13 protein-coding genes are annotated in these 18316 nt (G+C 72.7%); all 13 read left to right on the top strand.

Going from position 1 to position 18316, the window contains the following annotated elements:
• Window positions 1-116: 116 nt before the first annotated feature.
• The 13 genes from ubiE to trxA all read left to right on the top strand — a co-directional run bounded on the left by ubiE (window position 117) and on the right by trxA (window position 18165).
• Window positions 117-896, top strand: coding sequence for a bifunctional demethylmenaquinone methyltransferase/2-methoxy-6-polyprenyl-1,4-benzoquinol methylase UbiE (gene ubiE, locus GBB76_RS16330; protein ID WP_152304283.1), 780 nt, complete (start codon window positions 117-119; stop codon window positions 894-896).
• 4 nt (window positions 897-900) lie between these two features.
• A complete protein-coding gene (gene ubiB / locus GBB76_RS16335; protein WP_152304284.1) occupies window positions 901-2469 on the top strand; it encodes a 2-polyprenylphenol 6-hydroxylase in 1569 nt (522 codons plus the stop codon).
• 15 nt (window positions 2470-2484) lie between these two features.
• Window positions 2485-2706, top strand: coding sequence for an amino acid transporter (locus GBB76_RS16340; protein WP_152304285.1), 222 nt, complete (start codon window positions 2485-2487; stop codon window positions 2704-2706).
• Window positions 2707-2911: 205 nt separating this feature from the next.
• Window positions 2912-4141: a bifunctional phosphopantothenoylcysteine decarboxylase/phosphopantothenate--cysteine ligase CoaBC gene (coaBC, locus tag GBB76_RS16345; protein WP_152304286.1), complete on the top strand. Its 1230-nt coding sequence runs from the start codon at window positions 2912-2914 to the stop codon at window positions 4139-4141.
• The gene (dut, locus tag GBB76_RS16350; protein ID WP_152304287.1) at window positions 4138-4611 is read left to right on the top strand and encodes a dUTP diphosphatase; all 474 of its coding nucleotides are present in this window, start codon (window positions 4138-4140) and stop codon (window positions 4609-4611) included. The genes coaBC and dut overlap by 4 nt, the downstream gene beginning before the upstream one ends.
• 9 nt (window positions 4612-4620) lie before the next feature.
• A complete protein-coding gene (locus GBB76_RS16355; protein ID WP_152304288.1) occupies window positions 4621-5064 on the top strand; it encodes an Rrf2 family transcriptional regulator in 444 nt (147 codons plus the stop codon).
• A 124-nt stretch (window positions 5065-5188) separates the two neighbouring features.
• Window positions 5189-6154 carry a cysteine synthase A gene (gene cysK / locus GBB76_RS16360; protein WP_152304289.1) on the top strand — a complete coding sequence of 322 codons (966 nt, stop codon included), beginning with the start codon at window positions 5189-5191 and terminating at the stop codon, window positions 6152-6154.
• A gap of 135 nt (window positions 6155-6289) precedes the next feature.
• Window positions 6290-8857 carry a PAS domain-containing sensor histidine kinase gene (locus GBB76_RS16365; protein ID WP_152304290.1) on the top strand — a complete coding sequence of 856 codons (2568 nt, stop codon included), beginning with the start codon at window positions 6290-6292 and terminating at the stop codon, window positions 8855-8857.
• 4 nt (window positions 8858-8861) lie between these two features.
• Window positions 8862-10556, top strand: a complete 1695-nt coding sequence (gene tsaE, locus GBB76_RS16370) for a tRNA (adenosine(37)-N6)-threonylcarbamoyltransferase complex ATPase subunit type 1 TsaE (RefSeq protein WP_152304291.1) — start codon at window positions 8862-8864, stop codon at window positions 10554-10556.
• A complete protein-coding gene (locus GBB76_RS16375) occupies window positions 10553-11272 on the top strand; it encodes a nucleotidyltransferase family protein (protein ID WP_152304292.1) in 720 nt (239 codons plus the stop codon). Before tsaE ends, GBB76_RS16375 begins: the two co-directional genes overlap by 4 nt.
• Before the next feature lie 18 nt (window positions 11273-11290).
• Window positions 11291-14335 carry a double-strand break repair protein AddB gene (addB, locus tag GBB76_RS16380; protein ID WP_152304293.1) on the top strand — a complete coding sequence of 1015 codons (3045 nt, stop codon included), beginning with the start codon at window positions 11291-11293 and terminating at the stop codon, window positions 14333-14335.
• Complete coding sequence (gene addA, locus GBB76_RS16385; RefSeq protein WP_152304294.1) at window positions 14332-17760, top strand: double-strand break repair helicase AddA; 3429 nt, start codon at window positions 14332-14334, stop codon at window positions 17758-17760. Before addB ends, addA begins: the two co-directional genes overlap by 4 nt.
• Window positions 17761-17844: 84 nt before the next feature.
• Entirely contained in the window at window positions 17845-18165 is a 321-nt protein-coding gene (trxA, locus tag GBB76_RS16390) for a thioredoxin (protein WP_013165144.1), read from the top strand.
• Window positions 18166-18316 lie beyond the last annotated feature (151 nt).

Here is an 18316-nt window from a genome sequence, read left to right on the forward strand (position 1 = left end):
GCCCGGCGCTTTCCTGCGGCGTCGCGTAACCACGTGCCCGTCCGCCGCTTGGATGCGCGCGGCCTCTCCGCTATGGTCCCGCCCGATTTCGGATCGAACGCGGGAGCCGCGAGCAGATGGCTCAGGACACTTTGGCCGATGGCGGCCGCAGCGACACCCATTTCGGCTTTCGGACCGTGCCGCTGGACGACAAGCAGCGCATGGTCGACGAGGTGTTCCACTCGGTCGCGCGTCGCTACGACCTGATGAACGACCTGATGTCGCTCGGCCTGCACCGGGCGTGGAAGGACCTGCTGGTTTCGCGCCTGCGTCCGCCGCGCAATGACCGGCCGTTCCACCTGCTGGACGTGGCGGGCGGCACCGGCGACGTCTCCTTCCGCACCGTCGAGGCGGGCGGGCCGGCGACCCGCGCCACCGTCGCCGACATCAATGGCGGCATGCTGGCGGTGGGCCGCGAGCGCGCGAGCGCGCTCGGTCTGGCCGACCGGGTGGAGTTCGTCGAGGCGAATGCCGAATCGCTGCCCTTTCCCGACCGGAGCTTCGATGCCGCCACCGTCGCCTTCGGCATCCGCAACGTGCCGCGCATGGACAAGGCGCTGTCCGAGATGCGCCGGGTGCTGAAGCCCGGCGGCAAGTGCTTCGTGCTGGAATTCTCGCGCGTCGACGTGCCGGTGCTCGATGCGATCTACGACGCCTATTCGTTCAAGCTGATCCCCGGCATGGGCAAGCTTGTCACCGGCGACGCCGATTCCTACCAGTACCTCGTCGAATCGATCCGCAAGTTCCCGGCGCCGGAAGTGTTCGCGGAGATGATGCGGACGGCGGGATTGCAGCGCGTCGCCTGGACGCCGCTCACCGGCGGCGTCGTCGCGCTGCATTCCGGCGTGCGGATCTAGCGGCGTGGCCAGTCCCCTCGGCGATTATCTGCGTCTGGCGCGCGCCGGCTTCGTGCTGGCCCGCGAAGGCGTCGCCTCGCGCATCGACCCCGGCATGCGCCCGCCCGGCTCCGAGCCGCTTTTCTCGGTGGCGCGGCTGATCGAGCGGCGCGGCCCCGCCTCCAGCGCCGCCCGCCTCGGCGCGGCGCTGTCCCGGCTCGGCCCGTCCTATGTGAAGCTCGGCCAGTTCCTCGCCACTCGCCCCGACGTGGTGGGCGCGCAGATGGCGCGCGACCTCGAACTGCTGCAGGACCGCATGCCGCCGTTCCCGCAGGAGGTGGCCGAGGCGACCATCGCCCGCAATTTCGACCGGCCGGCCAGCGCCGTCTATGCCCGCCTCGGCCCGCCGCTGGCGGCGGCCTCCATCGCGCAGGTGCACCAGGGCGAGGTGGTCGATCCCGACGGCACGGTGCATCGCGTCGCGGTGAAGGTGCTGCGCCCGGACGTGCAGCGCCGCTTCCGCATCGACCTGTCGTCCTTCTACCGGGCGGCCCGGCTCGGCGAGAGCGTCACGCCCGAGGGCAGGCGCCTGCGGCTCGTCGCCGTGGTCGACACGCTCGCCCGCTCGGTGACGATGGAGATGGACCTGCGGCTGGAGGCGGCCGCGCTCTCCGAACTGGCGCAGAACACCGGCGAGGACGACGAGTTCCGCGTGCCGGCGGTCGACTGGGACCGCACCGGGCGCGAGGTGCTGACCACCGAGTGGATCGACGGCATCAAGCTGAACGATCTCGACGCCCTGCGCGCCGCCGGCCACGACCTGCCGCGCCTCGGGCGCATCGTCATGCAGTCCTTCCTGCGCCACGCGCTGCGCGACGGCTTCTTCCACGCCGACATGCACCCGGGAAACCTGTTCGTCGATGCCGACGGCCGGCTGGTGGCGGTGGATTTCGGCATCATGGGCCGGCTCGGCCCGAAGGAGCGGCGTTTCCTCGCCGAAATCCTGTTCGGCTTCATCACCCGCGACTGGCTGCGCACCGCGCAGGTGCATTTCGAAGCCGGCTATGTGCCGCCCCATCATTCGGTGGAGGATTTCGCCCAGGCGATCCGCGCCATCGGCGAGCCGATTCATTCGCGCCGCGCCGACCAGATCTCCATGGCCAAGCTGCTCACCTTGTTGTTCGAGGTGACGGCGCTGTTCGACATGAAGACGCGTCCCGAGCTGCTGCTGCTGCAGAAGACCATGGTCGTCGTGGAGGGCGTCGCCCGCAATCTCGATCCCCAGCTCGACATGTGGAAGACCGCCGAGCCGGTGGTACGGACGTGGATCGAGCGCAATCTCGGCCCCGCCGGGCGCATCGAGGAGGCGGCGGCCGGCGTCGGCGCGCTCGGCCGCTCGCTGCAGGCGCTGCCGGAGCTGATCGCCCAGGGCCAGCGCATCGCCGCCCAGCTCGACCTCGCCACCCGCGACGGGCTCGCCCTGTCGCCCGAGACCACCGAGGCCATCGGCCGCGCCGAGGGGCGCGGCAATCGCTGGATGACGATCGGCCTGTGGGTGATCGCCGGCCTGCTGGCGGGGCATCTGCTGTTCTGAGGGGGAGGCGCTGCGATGAGCCTCGTTCACAATGAGCGGACGAAGCTGTCCGCGACGTTTCTGAACGGCGTTGCCATTGCCGTGATGGCCGTCGGCGGGCTTGGTCCGGTCGTGTCGGTGCTGAACGGTGGCGCCGCACCTGTGCTGGGTATCGCCGCCGTCAGCGTGATTTGCCTCGTGGGCAGCATCGCCCTACATTTCCTTGCGAGGCGTCTCCTCGGGAGTCTCTTGCCATGACCACAGCGGACTTCCTGCTGCTGCTGATCATGCCGGTCGGCGCCCTTGTCGTCGGCGGCATCGTCTATCTGGTCGCTTCGCGCGGCCATCATCCCCACGCCGGTCCGGCCGAATGATTTCGCTTCCTCGCCCGGCCGCCTCTGGGCTGCGCCGCGCGGCTGAGCTATAGGCCACGCAGGCAAGAAGAAGGCGCAGGCTCACCCGCATGCTCGCCGGCAAGCGCATCCTGCTCGTGATAGGCGGCGGCATCGCCGCCTATAAGAGCCTCGACCTGATCCGCCGGCTCAAGGAGCGCGGCGCGTCGGTGCGCGTCGTCATGACCGGCGCCGCCCAGCATTTCGTCACCCCGCTCGCCGCCGGCGCGCTCAGCCATGACCGTGTCTTCACCGAGCTGTTCGACCGCGAGGCCGAGCACGATATCGGCCACATCCGCCTCTCGCGCGAGGCCGACCTGCTTGTCGTCGCGCCGGCCACCGCCGATCTGATGGCGAAGATGGCAAACGGGCTGGCCGACGACCTCGCCTCCGCCGTGCTGCTGGCGAGCACGCGGCCGATCCTGCTCGCCCCGGCGATGAACCCGGCGATGTGGGCCAACCCCGCCACGCGCCGCAACGCCGGGCGCCTTTCGGCCGACGGCATCGCCTTTGTCGGCCCCAATGCCGGCGCCATGGCCGAGCGCGGCGAGGATGGGGCGGGCCGCATGGCCGAGCCGCTGGAAATCGTCGCCGCCATCGAGGGCCTGCTGGTGCCTTCCGGCCCGCTGAAGGGCCGGCACCTGCTCGTCACCTCCGGTCCGACCCATGAGCCGATCGACCCGGTGCGCTACATCGCCAACCGTTCCTCCGGCAAGCAGGGCCACGCCATCGCCGCCGCCGCCGCCCGCGCGGGGGCGCAGGTCACGCTGGTCTCCGGCCCGGTGAGCCTGCCCGATCCCGCCGGCGTCGATGTCCGCCATGTCGAGAGCGCGCGCGAGATGCTGGCGGCGGTGGAAGCCGCGCTGCCGGCGGACGCGGCCGTCTTCGCCGCCGCCGTCGCCGACTGGCGCGCCGCCAGCGAGGCGGGCGAGAAGATGAAGAAGGACGGCGGCGCCCTGCCGCCGCTGGCCCTCACCGAGAACCCGGACATCCTGGCCACCATCGCGCATCTGTCCAACCGGCGTCCGCGCCTCGTCGTCGGTTTCGCGGCGGAGACGCAGAACGTGGTCGCCTATGCGCAGGCCAAGCGCGCCCGCAAGGGCTGCGACTGGATCGTCGCCAACGACGTCTCCCAGCGCAGCGGCATCCCCGGCGGCGTCATGGGCGGCGACAGCAACGAGGTCCATCTCATCACCGGCGAGGGCGTCGAGCACTGGCCGCCGGCCTCCAAGGCCGAACTTGCCGAGCGCCTCGTCGGCCGCATCGCCGCCGCCCTCGGCCCGCGGGAGGCTGCGCCGTGAGCCTTGAGGTTTCCGTCGTGGTGCTGCCGCATGGCGAGGGCCTGCCGCTGCCGGCCTATGCGACACTGGGCTCGGCCGGGCTCGACCTGATCGCCGCTCTGCCCGAGGGCGAACCGCTGATCCTCGCCCCGCTCGCCCGCGCGGCGGTGCCGACGGGGCTGTGCATCGCTCTGCCGGAAGGTTACGAGGCGCAGGTGCGGCCGCGCTCGGGCCTCGCGCTCAAGCAGGGGCTGACCGTGCTCAACGCGCCCGGCACGGTCGATTCCGACTATCGCGGCGAGGTGAAGGTGCTCCTCGTCAATCTGAGCGACGCGCCCGTCGTGCTGGAGCGCGGCCAGCGCATCGCGCAGATGGTGGTGGCCCCCGTCACCCGGATTCATCTGACCGAAGCCGGTAGTTTAACTGAAACAACACGGGGTGATGGTGGATTCGGTTCGACGGGGCTCGACGGCCGGCAAATATCGCGCTAGCCAAGTGGCATGCCGCGTCTGTCCGACAAGAGTCTTCTCGCCATCGCCGCCGTCGTCGACGTCGCGCTGCATGCCCGTGGCATGCCGGTCGCGGCCAAGGCACTGGCCGCCCGTCACGATCTGCCGCCGCGCCATCTGGAGCCGGTCCTGCAGGCCCTGGTCCATGCCGGCGTGCTCAAGGGCGTGCGGGGGCCGCGCGGGGGCTATGAACTGGCGCGCGAGCGGCGGCGCATCACCGTCGCCGAGGTGGTTCGCGTCGTCGAGGCGGAGAGCGACGCGGCACTCGACGGCTTCCCGCCCATCGTGCACGACATCGTGCAGCCCGCCGTCGCCGAGGCGGAGCGCGCCTTCGAGGCGGCGCTCGACGCGGTGACGGTCGAGGACCTGTGCCGCTCGGCGGCGCAGAACACGCTGCGCAAGGGTCTGCCCGAGGGTATAGATTTTACAATTTGATTTTGTTTATATTTTGCTTTCTCGACTTGATCTCGTGAATATGCTACCGGACCCGGCGAAAATCGTCCGCCAATAAAGGGGCCGGGGCGCCCGATGCCCGGCTCCGCTCATGCTGGAGACACCCATGGCCGAGACCGTTGCGAAGACCCCGGGGCGTGGCCGCGTCTACGGATCCATCACCGAGACCATCGGTGACACCCCGCTGGTGCGCCTCAACCGCCTGCCCGCCGAACGCGGCGTCAAGGCGACCATCCTGGCCAAGCTCGAATTCTTCAACCCGATCGGCAGCGTGAAGGACCGCATCGGCGTCTCGATGATCCAGTCGCTGGAAGAGGCCGGCCTCATCCGCCCCGGCACCGTGCTGGTCGAGCCGACCTCCGGCAACACCGGCATCGCGCTCGCCTTCGTCGCCGCCGCCCATGGCTACCGCCTCATCCTCGTCATGCCCGAATCCATGTCGGTCGAGCGGCGCAAGATGCTGGCCCTGCTGGGCGCCGAGCTGGTGCTGACCCCGGCGGCGCAGGGCATGCGCGGCGCCGTGGCCCGCGCCGAGGAACTGGTGAAGGAACTGCCGGACGCGATCATCCCGCAGCAGTTCCGCAACCCCGCCAATCCCGCCATTCACCGCCGCACCACGGCGGAGGAGATCTGGAACGACACCGACGGCGCGGTCGACGTGGTGGTTTCCGGCGTCGGCACCGGCGGCACCATCACCGGCATCGGCCAGGTGCTCAAGCCGCGCAAGCCCGGCCTGCGCATGGTCGCGGTCGAGCCCGAGGACAGCCCGGTTCTGTCCGGCGGCCAGCCCGGCCCGCACAAGATCCAGGGCATCGGCGCCGGCTTCGTGCCGGAAGTGCTCGACCGCTCGGTGATCGACGAGGTGGTGACGGTCGGCAACCAGACCGCCTTCGAGATGGCGCGCGCCATTGCGCGGCTGGAAGGCATCCCGGTCGGCATCTCCTCCGGCGCGGCCATCGCCGCCGCGCTCGAGGTCGGCGCGCGGCCGGAGAACGAGGGCAAGACCATCGTGGTGATCATCCCCTCCTTCGCCGAACGCTATCTTTCTACCGCGTTGTTCGAGGGCCTTTGAGCCCAAGATCGCCCTGCGGTGCGGCGGCCCTTCTAGTGCGACTCCGGCTTGGGTAAAGTCTCGGTGATTCGGTGTGCGCCCGTGAGGGCGCCGCCAGCCGGGGGACGGCGGTCGGCAAGGGGGAGGCGGGCGCGGATGGCGCATCCGGCCGGCATGGGCGGAGACGGGGACGAGGCAGGCCGTGCGGCGTCCGCGCGGCGCCTGCGTCGGCTCCTCCGCCCCACGGTCGCGGCTCCCCTTTCCTTGCCCGCGACGCTGCTCGCCCTGGGGTTTTCCGCCGTCGGCTCGTCGCCAGCCCGGGCGGAGACCCGCCTGCCGGCCTTCGCCTCCGACGCCTTCGCCGTGCTGGCGACGCAGGACCCCAGCGCGCTGATCGGCCTGGCGCTGGTCGTCGGCCTCATCGTCTTCGCCACCACGACCGCCATCGTCCATCTGCGCTTCCGGCGCCAGTCGCTGCGCCGCGAGGCCGAGGCGTTCGGCGAGATTTCCCGGCTCGAATCCCAGATCGAGGAAGCGCGCGCGCTGCTGATGGCGGAGCCGCAGATCGTCGTGGTCTGGCGCGATCCGGCCGCCGATCCCGAGATCATCGGCAACACCCCGGCCTTCACCGGCGTCGCCGCGCCCTCGCGCATCCTCGCCTTCGGAGCCTGGCTGACGCCCGGTTCGGCGCGCGAGATCGAGGCGGCGGTGGACCGGCTGCGGGCGCGCGGCACGCCGCTCGCCGCCACGCTCGCCACCCAGGACGGACGCTTCGTCGAGGCGGATGGGCGGCCGGTCGGCGCTGCGGTGGTGCTGCGCCTGCGCGACATTACCGGCGTGCGGCTCGACCAGGCGCAGCTCCAGGAGGCCTATCGGGCGCTCGGCGAGGAAAGCTCGGCGCTGCGCACCCTGCTCGACGCGCTGCCCGCGCCGGTGTGGGTCGGCCGCGAGGATGGCCGGCTGCGCTGGAGCAACGCGGCCTATGCGCATGCGGTGGAGGCGCGCGACGGGCAGGACGCCGCTTCCCGCGACCTGTTCCTGCTCGACCGGCAGAGCCGCGAGCAGGCGCAGCAGGCGCACGGTGCCGCCATGCCCTTCAAGGCCCGCCTGCCGGTGGTGGTGGCCGGCACGCGCCGGGTGCTGGACGTGCTGGAAGTGCCGACCGGCGGCGGCGCGGCGGGCATCGCGCTCGACGCCACCGAGGCGGAGAGCGTGCGGGCCGAACTCGCCCATGTCGTCGGCGCGCACCGGCGCACGCTCGACCAGCTCGCCACGGCGGTCGCCATCTTCGGCGCCGACCGGCGGCTGGTCTTCCACAACGCCGCCTACGCCAGCCTGTTCGACCTCGACCCCTCCTTCCTCGACGACCGGCCCGACGACGGCACCGTGCTCGACCGGCTGCGCGCCGCCCGCCGCCTGCCGGAGCAGGCCGATTTCCGCGTCTGGCGCGAGGACCTGCACTCTGCCTACCGCGCCATCGAGCCGCGCGAGCACTGGTGGCACCTGCCGGGCGGGCGCACGCTGCGCGTGGTCACGACCCCCAATCCCGAAGGCGGCGTGACCTATCTGTTCGACGAGGTGACGGAACGCCTCGCGCTGGAGAGCCGCTACAACTCGCTGACCCGCATCCAGAGCGAGACGCTGGACGCGCTGGCCGAGGCGGTGGCGGTGTTCGGCAGCGACGGGCGGCTCGGCCTGTTCAATTCGGCCTTCCGCCAGCTTTGGCACCTCGACACGGCCATGCTCGACGCCCGGCCCCATATCGACACCGTGGCGCAGGCCTGCCGCCGGCTCACCGCCGATGCTTCCGTGTGGACGAAGCTCAGTGCCGCCGTCACCGGCATCGAGGCGCGGATGCCGACCGATTTCCGCATGGAGCGCAACGACGGCACCGTTCTCGACGGCTCGACCCAGCCGCTGCCCGATGGCGGAACGCTGGTGACGCTGCGCGACGTGACCGACAGCGCCCAGGTCGAGCGCGCGCTGGTGGAGCGCAACGACGCGCTGGTCGCCGCCGACCATCTCAAGAGCACCTTCGTCAGCCATGTCTCCTACGAGCTGCGCTCGCCGCTGACCACGATCATCGGCTTCGCCCAGCTGCTCGACGACACCGGCATCGGCCCGCTCAATCCCAAGCAGCGCGCCTATGTGAACCACATCACAGAGAGCAGCGCGGCGCTGCTGGCGATCATCAACGACATTCTCGACCTCGCCACCATCGACGCCGGTGCGATGACGCTCGACCTTGCCGAGGTGGATGTGCGCGCCGCCATGGAAGCGGCGGCCGAGGGCGTGCGCGACCGTCTGGCGGAAGGCGGCATCCGCCTGTCCATCGAGTTGCAGAACGCCGCCGGCAGCTTCCGCGCCGATGCCAAGCGGGTGCGGCAGATCCTCTACAACCTGCTCTCCAACGCGGTCGGCTTCACGCCCGAGGGGTCCACCGTGACGCTCTCGGCCGAGCGGCACGAGGACAAGGTGGTGTTCCGCGTGCGCGACCTCGGGCCGGGCATCCCGCCGGAGATCGGCGCCCGGGTGTTCGACCGCTTCGAGAGCCACACGGCGGGCTCGCGCCATCGCGGCGTCGGGCTCGGCCTGTCGATCGTCCGCTCGCTGGTGGCGCTGCATGGCGGCACGGTGAGCATCGGTCCCGCGCAGGGCGGCGGCACGCTCGTCACCTGCACTTTCCCGCTGGAAGCCGGCGCCAGCCGCGACGCGGCGGAGTAGGGGCATGATCGACAGCCGCAACACCGGCCCCGTCCCGACCAACCCGGTAGCGCACTGGGACGTGACGCTGCCCGATGAGGCGGCCACCGGCCGGCTGGCCATGGACCTCGCCGCCATGCTGCGGCCGGGCGATCTGGTGACGCTCGACGGCGATCTCGGCGCCGGCAAGACGACGCTGGCGCGGGCGCTGATCCGCGAGCTGGCGGGCGACCCGGAACTCGAGGTTCCCAGCCCCACCTTCACCCTGCTGCAAACCTACGACCTGCCGCGCCAGCGCGTGGTGCATGCCGACCTCTACCGTCTCGGCGACCCGTCCGAGCTCGACGAACTCGGCTGGTCGGAGCAGACCGACGGCGCGGTGACGCTGGTCGAATGGCCCGAGCGCGGCGGCATCGCGGTGCTTCAGCCGGATCGGCTGGAAGTGCACATCACCCTGCCGACCGGCGGTTCCGAGACGATGCGCCGGCTGCGCCTGTTCGGCTTCGGTCGGCTGGCCGGCGCGCTGTTCCGCATGAAGTCGATCCGCGCGCTGATCGACCAGACCGGCTTCGGCCCGGCCCAGCGCCGCCATCTTCAGGGCGATGCCTCCAGCCGCAGCTATGAGCGCCTCATCGGCCCGCGCCGCAATGCCATACTGATGAACGCCCCGCGCCGGCCGGACGGGCCGGCGGTGCGTGGCGGCAAGCCCTACAGCGCCATCGCCCATCTCGCCGAGGACGTGAAGCCCTTCGTCGCCATGGCGCGCGGCCTGCGCGAGCGTGGCTTCTCGGCCCCGGCCATCTATGGCGGCGACCTCGAGGCGGGGCTGCTGATCATCGAGGATCTCGGCGACGAGGGCGTGCTCGGCGGCACCCCGCCGGTGCCGCTGCCCGAGCGCTACGAGGCGGCGGTCGACGTGCTGGCGGCGCTGCACGTGCTGGACCTGCCGGCGAGCCTGCCGGTCGCGCCGGGCATCGAGCACCACATCCCGACCTATGACCTCGCCGCCCTGCTGATCGAGGCCGAGCTTCTGCTCGACTGGTATCTGCCCCATTGCGGCGTCTCGCTGGCCGCCGATGCCCGGCAGTCCTTCCGCCAGCTCTGGGCGGTGGCGCTCGGGCCGGCGCTGGCGCAGAAGAAGGTCTGGGTGCTGCGCGACTATCATTCGCCGAACCTGATGTGGCTGCCCAATCGCGAGGGACTGGCCCGCATCGGTCTGCTCGATTTCCAGGACGCGGTGATGGGGCCGCCCGGCTACGATCTCGTCTCGCTCGGCCAGGACGCACGCATCGACGTGCCGGAATCGCTGGAACTCGCCTTGCTCGGGCGCTACGCCAAGGCGCGGCGCGAGGCCGATCCGACCTTCGACGTGCGCGGTTTCGCGGCTTCCTACGCGGTGATGGGCGCGCAGCGCGCCACCAAGATCCTCGGCATCTTCGCCCGGCTCAACCATCGCGACCGCAAGCCCGCCTATCTGCGCCACCTGCCGCGCATCTGGAACTATCTCCAGCGCTGTCTCGCCTTCACCGACCTCGAGGCGCTGGCGAGCTGGTACAAGGACCACGTGCCGGCCCCCGAGGCGCGCCCGCGCTTCGAGGCGGGCGTGCGCGCGCCGCGGGCCGCCGCCCGCCCGGCCGCCCCCGCCGGCGCTCCACCGGCGCCTCCCGGCCCGACGACCGACGCGACGCCCGAAACGCCGAGAGAACCCGACCCCACATGACCGCGATCACGACCGCCATGGTGCTCGCTGCCGGCCTCGGCAAGCGCATGCGCCCGCTCACCGACCGCATTCCCAAGCCGATGGTCGAGGTGGATGGCCGGCCGCTGGTGGATCGCGTGCTCGACCGCCTCGCGGCGGCCGGGGTGACGAAGGCGGTGGTCAACCTGCACTGGCACGCCGACGTGCTGGAGCGCCATCTCGCGCCCCGCACGCGCCCGCGCATCGTGTTCTCGGACGAGCGCGGCGAACTGCTGGAGACCGGCGGCGGTATCCGCAAGGCGCTGCCGGAACTCGGCGCCGACCCCTTCTTCGTCGTCAATGCCGACACGATCTGGATCGAGGGCATTCGTCCCAATCTGACCTCGCTGGCGAGGAAGTTCGATGCAAGGCGCATGGATTTCCTGCTGCTGCTCGCCCCGGCCGCGACCTCGATCGGCTATGATGGGCGCGGTGATTTCCTGATGGATGGCGAGGGCCGGCTGACCCCGCGTCCCGAGCGCGAGATGGCGCCTTTCGTCTATGCCGGGGCGGCGGTGGTGGCCCCGCATGTCTTCGAGACGGCGCCCGAGGGTGCCTTCTCGCTCAGCCGGCTGTTCGTCCGCGCGGCGGAGGCGGGACGGCTGTTTGGCGAGCGGATGGAAGGGGTGTGGATGCATGTCGGCACGCCGGAGGCCATCGCCGAGGCCGAGGAAGCGATTGAACGCTCCAAGGACTGAGCGGGCGGGAGGCCCCCGATGAGCCGCGCCGCGCCGAATCTCCTGACGATCCCGCCTTCCGCGCCCTTCCTCGCGACGCTGGCCGACGCCCTGCTCGACGGGCGGCTGGTGGAGGGCTTCGCCCCGCGCGGCGATCCGATGGCGCTCGCCGCCGCCACCGTCTTCCTGCCGACCCGCCGCGCCGGGCGCCTGCTCGCCGAGGCGCTGCGCGAACGCGCCGGCGCCGGCGTGACCCTGCTGCCGCGCATCGTGCCGCTGGGCGATGTCGACGAGGACGCGCTCGCCTTCGCCGAGAGCTTCACCGATCCGCCGCGCGCGGTGCCCCCGACCACCCGGCGCCTCGCGCTGGCGAACCTGACCCGCCGCTGGCGCCGGGCGCTGCGGGGCGACGACGGGCGCGTCGCGGTGGCGGCCGGCCCGGGCGCGGAATTCGCCCTCGCCGACGCGCTCGCCCATCTCATCGACGAGATGGCGGCACAGGAGGTGCCGTGGGACCGGCTCGACACGCTGGTTCCCGGCGAGCACGACCGCTATTGGGACATGGCGCTCGACTTCCTCAAGATCGCCCGCGACTTCTGGCCTTCCTTCCTCGCCGACGCCAACCTCGTCGACGCCAGCGTGCGCCGCGACCGGCTGATCGCCGCCGAGGCGGAGCGGCTGGCGAGCCGGCCCGATGCCGGCCCGGTCATCGCCGCCGGCTCCACCGGCTCGATGCCGGCGACCGCGCGCCTGCTGGCTGCCGTCGCGCATCTGCCGGGCGGCTGCGTCGTGCTGCCCGGCCTCGACCTCGATCTCGACGCCCGCTCCTGGGAGGCGCTGACGGATGACGAGGCGCCGGCACCGAGCCACCCGCAATACGGCCTCGCGCTGCTGCTGAAAGCCTATATGCGCGTCGGCCGCGAGGCGGTTCGCGAACTGGCGCCGCCGGCCCCGCACGGGCGCGAGCGGCTGCTGTCCGAGGCGCTGCGCCCGGTCGCCTCGACCGAGGCGTGGGCGAGCCTCGGCGAAAGGCTGGGCGCGGGCGCCATCGACGCCGCGCTCGCCGAGGTGAGCGTGATCGAGGCGGATGATGCGCGCGAGGAGGCGCTCGCCATCGCGGTCGCGCTGCGCGAGGTGCTGGAGACGCCCGGCCGCAGCGCCGCCCTCATCACGCCGGATCGCGACCTCGCCCGCCGCGTCGCCGCCGAACTGCTGCGCTTCGAGGTGGCGATCGACGATTCCGCCGGCGAGCCGCTGTCGGAGAGCGTGCCGGGGCGCCTGGCCCGCCTCGTTGCCGATGTCTGCCACGCGGCGCTGGCGCCGGTGCCGCTCGCCGCCCTGTTGCGCCATTCGCTCGCCCGGCTCGGGCTGGAGCGCCCGGCGCTCGACGCGGCCGCCGACGCGCTGGAACTGACGGTGCTGCGCGGCCCGCGCCCGCGCGCCGGGGCGGATGGGCTGGTGGCGGCGGTGGCCGGCTTCGACCCCAGGGACCATCACCCCAGCGATCCCCGTGCGTCGGTGGCCGAGGAGGACCGCGCCCGCGCCGCCGATCTGGCCGGGCGCGTCGCCGAGGCCCTCGCCCCTTTGCTGGCGCTGGGGCAGGGCGAGCACCCCTTCGCTGTTCTTCTTGGCGCACACCGCGCAGCCCTCGAGGCCTGCTGGAGCGGCCCCGATGCCGGGGCGCCGGAGGAGGAGGCGGCACTTGCCGCGCTTGCCCGCGCCTTCGCCGCGCTGGCCGAGGGCGCGCCGCGGGCGCCGGCGATGACGCTGGCCGACTATGCCGCCGCGCTGCCGTTGCTGCTGGCCGACCAGCCGGTGCGCCCGCCTCTGGTCGCCGGGGCGCGGCTGCGCATCCTCGGGCCGCTGGAAGCCCGCCTCGTCGGAGTCGACCGCGTCGTGCTCGCCGGCCTCGTCGAGCAGACCTGGCCGAACGCCGTGCGGGCCGATCCCTGGCTCAGCCGGCCGATGCGCACCGCGCTGGGGCTGGAGGCGCCGGAGCGGCGCATCGGCCTTTCCGCCCATGATTTCGCGCAGGGCTGCGGCGCGCCGGAGCTGGTGCTCTCCTATCCGCGCAAGCTCGGCGGCGCGCCGACCGTGCCCTCGCGCTTCCTCCAGCGCCTCGCGGCGGTGAGCGGCGAGGCGCGCTGGCGTGCGGCGATCATGCGCGGCGACCGCTTCCGGCGGCTGGCGGCGCTGATCGAGGAAGAACCGGCAAGCGCCCGCATCGCCCGGCCGGAGCCCGCTCCCCCGGTCGCGCTGCGCCCGACCCGGCTCAGTGTCACCGAGATCGAGACCTGGCTGCGCGACCCCTACACGATCTATGCCCGCCATGTGCTGCGGCTGCGCCCGCTCGACCTGTTCGACGAGGCCCCCGGCGCGGGCGAGCGCGGCACCGCCATACATGATGCGCTCGGCAGCTTCGCGCAGGCTTTTCCCGAAGCCCTGCCGGCCGATGCCGAGGCGGCGCTGCTGGCGCTCGGCCGGCGTGCCTTCGCGCCGCTGGCGGCGTTTCCGGCCGAGCACGCGCTGTGGTGGGCGCGGTTCGAGCGGCTGGTGCCGCGCTTCATCGCCTGGGAGCGCGGGCGGCGCCGGGAGGCGCGGCGCCTCTTCGCCGAGCCCTATGGCCGGCTGGCGCTGGCGGGCGGGCGCTTCACCCTGACCGGCCGCGCCGACCGCATCGAGCAGTTGCGCGAGGGCGGGCTCGCCATTCTCGACTTCAAGACCGGCGCGGTGCCGACGGCGAAGCAGGTCAGGACCGGCTACGCGCCGCAACTGCCGCTGGAGGCGGCCATGGCGGCGGCAGGCAGCTTCCCCGATCTGCCGGCCGAGCCGGCAGCCGCTCTGGTCTATGTGAAGCTCGGCACCCGCGAGCTGAAGGAGACCGGCGCGGTCGACCGGGACGAGACCGCCGCCGGGCTCGCCGCGTCGACACTGGAGCGGCTGGAGCAGCTTGTCGCCGCCTTCGAGAACCCCTCGCGCGGCTATGCCTCGCTGGCGCGGCCGATGTTCCGCGGCCGCTTCGGCGACTACGACCATCTGGCGCGGGTGAAGGAATGGTCCACCGGCGGGGAGGGCGAGGAATGAGCGACCCGAACGCGCTTGCGCCCGGCCCGCTGCGCGCGGCCACCGCATTGCAGACGACGGCCTCCGATCCGATGCTCTCGGCCTGGGTGTCGGCCAATGCCGGCTCGGGCAAGACCCATGTGCTGGCGCGGCGGGTGATCCGCCTGCTGATGCGCGGCGTGCCGCCCGGGCGCATCCTGTGCCTCACCTACACCAAGGCGGCGGCGGCCAACATGGCCAACCGCGTGCTCGGCGAGCTGCGCCGCTGGTCCACCCTCGACGATGCCGCGCTCGACGCCGAGATCGTGCGCACCGACGGCGGCTCTCCCGGCGCGCAGCGGCGGGCGCAGGCGCGGCGGCTGTTCGCGCAGGCGCTGGAAACGCCGGGCGGGCTGAAGATCCAGACCATCCACGCCTTCTGCGGCGCGCTGCTGCACGCCTTCCCCTTCGAGGCCGGGGTGCCCGCCGGCTTCGGCGAGCTGGAGGAGGCCGCGCGCCTCGAACTTCTCGCCCGCGTCCGCGAGGAGGTGGTGCTGGAGGCCGCCGGCGCGCCCGGCAGCGAGCTGGGACGGGCGCTGGCACTGCTGGTCGGCATCACCTCCGACGAGGGCATCGGCGAGCTGATCAAGGAACTCGTCGCCGACGCGCCGGCGCTGGAGGCGACCGACGCGGAACTGGCCGCCGCCGTCGGCCTCGACCGGCCGGTCGAGGCCAGCGCGGTCGAGCGGGCCATCGTCGAGGAAGCGCTCGTCCCGCGCGGCGCCTGGCAGGGGCTGGGCGAGGCGCTCGCCCTCGAGGCCGGCAATGCCGCCCGGCGCGGAAGGGCGCTGCTCGCCGCCGCCGCCGCGCCGCCGGACGCGGTGGCCGATGCCTATGCCGATGTCTTCCTGAAGGACGATGGCGAGCCCTATGGCGACAGCCAGTTCGGCGCCGCGCCGGTGCGCGCCAGATTCCCCCAGCTTCTGGCCGAGCGCGACCGCATCGCCCCGCTGGCCCGCCGCCTTGCCGCCGCCCGTGCCTGCGAGCGTAGCCGCGCGGTGCTGATCCTCGGGCGCGAGGCGGCCCGGCGCTATGAGCGCGCCAAGGCGGCGCGCGGCGTGCTCGACTTCGCCGATCTCGTCGACGCGGCCCGGCGCCTGCTGGCCTCCGGCGCCTCGGCCTGGGTGCACTACAAGCTCGACCAGGGCATCGACCATGTGCTGCTGGACGAGGCGCAGGACACCAGCCCGGAGCAATGGGAGGTGATCCGCCCGCTGGTCGCCGAGTTCTTCGCCGGGGAGGGCGCCCGCGAGAGCCGGGGCCTGCCGCGCACCCTGTTCGTGGTGGGCGACGAGAAGCAGTCGATCTTCTCCTTCCAGGGCGCCGATCCGCGCCGCTTCGACACGGTGCGGCGCGAATTCGAGGCGGCGGCGGGTGCGCATTTCGCCCATGTCGAGCTTCAGCACTCCTTCCGCTCGGCGCCGGGCATTCTCGAGGCGGTGGACGAGGTGTTCGGCGTCGAGGCGTCCTATCGCGGTCTTTCCGCCGAGTCGAAACCGCCCGTCCACGCGCCGATCCATGCCGCGCTGCCCTCGCTGGTCGAGATGTGGGAGCCGGAGGCGCCGAGCGAGAAGGTCGATGTCGACGCCTGGCAGCGCCCGCTCGACGCCCCCGCTTCCGACGACCCCAAGGGCCGGCTCGCCCGCAAGATCGCCGCCCACATCGCCGCGCGCATCCGCGACCGCTTTCCCGTCACCGGCCGGCACGGCACGCGGCCGGCGCGGCCGGGCGACTTCCTGATCCTGGTGCGGCGGCGCGATTCGCTGTTCGAGGCGGTGATCCGCGAGCTCAAGCATGCCCGCGTCGCGGTGGCCGGCGCCGACCGGCTGGTGGTGGCCCAGCACATCGCGGTGATGGACCTGATGGCGCTGGGCGACGCGCTGCTCTCGCCCGACGACGAACTGGCGCTGGCCTGCGCGCTGAAGAGCCCGCTCTTCGGCTTCGACGATGCGGACCTGATGGCGCTGGCGCCGGGGCGCACCGGCCGGCTGGAGCACACGCTCCTCGCCCGGGCCGGGGAGAGCCTCAAATGGGCCGCCGCCGCCCGGCGGCTGGCGCGGCTGCGCGGCGAGGCGCGGCGCCTGCGCCCCTTCGACTTCTATGCCCGCGTGCTGGGGCGCGAGCGCGGGCGTGCCGCCATGCTCTCCCGGCTCGGCCCCGAGGCGGCCGACGCGCTCGACGAGATGCTGGCGCTGGCGCGGGCCTATGAGAACATCGAGGCGCCCTCGCTGGCGGGCTTCCTCGCCTTTCTGCGGCGCGGCGGCGCCGAGGCCAAGCGCGACATGGAGGCCGGGCGCGACGAGGTGCGGGTGATGACCGTGCACGGCGCCAAGGGGCTTGAGGCGCCCTATGTCATCCTTGCCGACACCACCTCGGGACCGATGACCCGCCGCAGCGCCGGGCTTCTGCGGGTGGAGCGGCCGGACGGGCGCCGCGTGCTGCTGCATGCCCCCTCCAAGGGGGACGACACGCCGGCCATGGCGGGCGCCCGGCAGGCCGGCGACGCGGCGCAGCAGGACGAATACCGCCGTCTGCTCTATGTCGCGCTCACCCGTGCCGAGACCGCGCTGGTGTTGTGCGGCGCCGACGGCGCCCGCGGGCGCCCGGCCGATTGCTGGTACGACCTCGTGCGCGGGGCGCTGGAGCCGGAGGCGGCCGAGTATCCCGCCACCGGCTTTGCCGGCAGCGTGCTGCGGTGGCGCGGTGCGGGGGCGGAGCCGGCGGGCGCGCCGGAGGCGACGCCCAGCCTCGACGTTCCGGCCTGGGACGCGGCCGAGCGCGCGCTGGCCCGCGCGCTCGCGGTGCCGGTCGGCGGGCCTCTCCTGCGCACCGGGCTGCGCCCCTCCGCCGCCGGCCCCGGCATCGCGCCGGACGTCCCGCCCGATGCGGCAGCCGCGCGCGCGCTGGAACGCGGCGATCTGCTGCACCGGCTGATGGCGGCGCTCGCCGGCCTGCCGCCGCAGGAGCGGGAGGAACCGGGCCGTCGCCTGCTCGCCGCCGCCTCCGACTGGCCGGCACCGGCGCGCGAGGAACTGCTGGCGGAGGTTCTCGGCGTGCTGGCGCTGCCGGAACTCGGCGCGCTGTTCGCCTCCGGCAGCCGCGCCGAGGTGCCGCTGGCCGGCATTCTCGACGACGGCACGCCGGTCTCCGGGCGCATCGACCGGCTGGTTGTCGGCCCCGGCCATGTGCTGGTCGCCGACTTCAAGACCGACCGCCATGTGCCGCGCACGCCCTCGGCGGTGCCGGCGGCCCATATCCGCCAGCTCGGCCTCTACGCCGCGCTGCTGCGCCGGCTGTTCCCCGGCCGGACGGTCGCCGCGCAACTGGTCTACACCGCCGGCCCGCTGGTCCACGCGCTCGATGCCGCCGCGCTGGAGCGGGCGGTGGAAAGCGTCACTTCGCCGTGACGCTGCCTTGACGCGCGGGGGGGCGGGTACCTACCTTGGCTGCAACTTCCCCTGAATTCTCAAGATTCTTCGAAAGGTGTCCAAATGGGCGTCGAAAAGGTGTCGGACCAGAGCTTCGAGTCCGACGTGATCAAGTCCGATGGTCCGGTCCTCGTGGACTTCTGGGCCGAGTGGTGCGGCCCCTGCCGCATGGTGGCCCCGGTGCTCGACGAAGTGGCTGGCGAACTCGGCGACAAGCTGAAGATCGTCAAGCTGAACGTCGACGAGAATCCGGCGACCGCCTCCAAGTACGGCATCATGTCGATCCCGACCCTGCTGCTGTTCAAGGACGGCCAGCTCGCCTCGCGTCAGGTCGGCGCGGCGCCGAAGGCCAAGATGCTGCAGTGGATCAACAGCGCGATCTGATCGCGCCGCCATTCCGCGACCAACCGACGAAAACCCCGGCCGGGACCCCCGCGCCGGGGTTTTTCTTTGCCGGTGCGGCGGGACGGGTCGGGCGGCATGTCTTCATGTGCAGGCCCGGCCCGCATGTGCTAACCGCAGCCGGGACGGGAGT

The sequence above is a fragment of the Ancylobacter sp. TS-1 genome, assembly GCF_009223885.1.
Classification (GTDB): domain Bacteria; phylum Pseudomonadota; class Alphaproteobacteria; order Rhizobiales; family Xanthobacteraceae; genus Ancylobacter.